The sequence below is a fragment of the Candidatus Polarisedimenticolia bacterium genome (assembly GCA_036004685.1).
Classification (GTDB): Bacteria; Acidobacteriota; Polarisedimenticolia; order Gp22-AA2; family AA152; genus DASYRE01.
The window spans coordinates 1-1,555 of record DASYRE010000059.1 but is presented as its reverse complement, the minus strand read 5'-3'; the positions used below and the strand labels follow the sequence as shown (position 1 = coordinate 1,555).

Below are 1,555 nucleotides of genomic sequence, written 5' to 3'. Positions count from 1 at the left end.
CGCCGGCTCCTCGGCGAAGACCTGACGGATGGTCTCCCGGATCTTGTGGATCTCCTTGAGCGCCGGCAGGAAATCCACGGCTCCCTCTTCCTTCCGGTCGTAGACCTTCTTGCCGTCCAGGTACACCTCGAACCGGCCCTTCTCGGCCGGGGTCAGCGTGATCGCCGTTTCGCGATAGTTGATCGAGGACAGTTCAGCCGCCACACTGACGGCCACGGGGAAGTAGCCTCAGGAGACGCAGTAGACGATCTCGACGTGGACCTTGCCTTCGGCCATGGAGGCCCTCCTTGAAGAATGGGTTCGCGCGTCATCGTATCACTTGAACGCCGGCATCACCTCGTGGGTGAGGATCTTCAGGCTCCGCATCTCCTGCGCCGGCGACAGGAGTCCCCCGGGGTTGAGCTCGACCGCGACGCCGTTCACGCCGAGTTCTTTCTTCAGGCCCGTGAAACGGTCGGTGAGTCCCGAGGCGGTACCGAATGCGACCTTGGTGGTGAGGATCTCTTCGTAGGAGAGACTGGCGAGTCGCTGCGCTTGCGTCTGTCGTCGCTCGGCAGGTCCGGTCCCGGCGCGGCCGATCGGAGCCCGGGTGAGGTCGGCCTGACGGCGCATGTAGTAGGTGATGGTTTCCCGCGGCTCTTCCAGCGCGGCCTGCTCGGTGGGGGCGGCGTACACGGGGATACGCAGGCACACATCGCCGTTGCCGGGGTGGCCCGCGGCGCGCCACGCCTCGCGATACACCCGCAGGTGCCCCGTCAGCTCCGGGATGTCCATGCCGCGAAGCCCGACGAAGATGGGCAGTCCCATCCGGCCGACGCGGGGAAAGCTCTCCGGGTTCGTGGCCGCCATCCGGAGGGGTGGGTGCGGGGACCGATACGGGCGAGGGGCGACGGCGACGTCGGTGAACCGATAGAACTTGCCCTCGTGGCTGAAGGACTCGCCCTTCCAGGCCTGGAGCATGATCTCCAGGGCTTCGAAGAAGCGGTCCTGACTCTCCGCATACGGCACGCCGAGCGCGTCATAGGCGCGCGGGCCGCCGCTCCGACCGATGCCGAAGTCGAACCGACCCTGGCTCAGATGATCCAGCGTGGTGACCTCGCCGGCGACGCGGAGCGGATGGTTCAGGGGCAGGAGCTGCACGGCCGTCCCCACGCGCAGCCGCTTGGTGCGCCCCACGATCCAGCTCGCCACCAGCAGCGGCGCTGACAGCACCGAGCGGCCTGGATTCACCAGCATCTCCGCCAGCCAGAAGACGTCGAGCCCCCAGGATTCGCCCGCGTCGACGAGATCGAACATCTCGCGGAACGACTCCCCCTGACTGCTTCCGCGCCGCATTTGCTCCGCGAACACGCCGAATTCCATGGCTCCTCCCGGCCGCGATAGTGCGTCGCCGGCGGGCCCATCGTCAAGGCGCCGATCGAGCGGTGTTGTTGCTCCGATCGAGGCGGTGGCGCGGGCCATGGACCCATCCAGCCTTCCTGGTGTAGGGTCGCGGCGACTCTGACCGGGAGCGCACACCGCCGGACGCGTGGAGGGAAGCGATGCCGCACGATCG

The 1,555-nt window shown here is 67.5% G+C and carries 2 protein-coding genes; both read right to left on the bottom strand.

The annotated features are described in order from the left end of the window. Nucleotides 1–216: Rdx family protein (locus tag VGR67_15940; protein ID HEV8337904.1), on the bottom strand; the 216-nt coding region annotated here is incomplete at its 3' end. Nucleotides 217–315: 99 nt separating this feature from the next. Further along, nucleotides 316–1,362, bottom strand: a complete 1,047-nt coding sequence (locus VGR67_15935; protein HEV8337903.1) for an LLM class flavin-dependent oxidoreductase — start codon at nucleotides 1,360–1,362, stop codon at nucleotides 316–318. Between the last annotated feature and the right edge of the window lie 193 nt (nucleotides 1,363–1,555).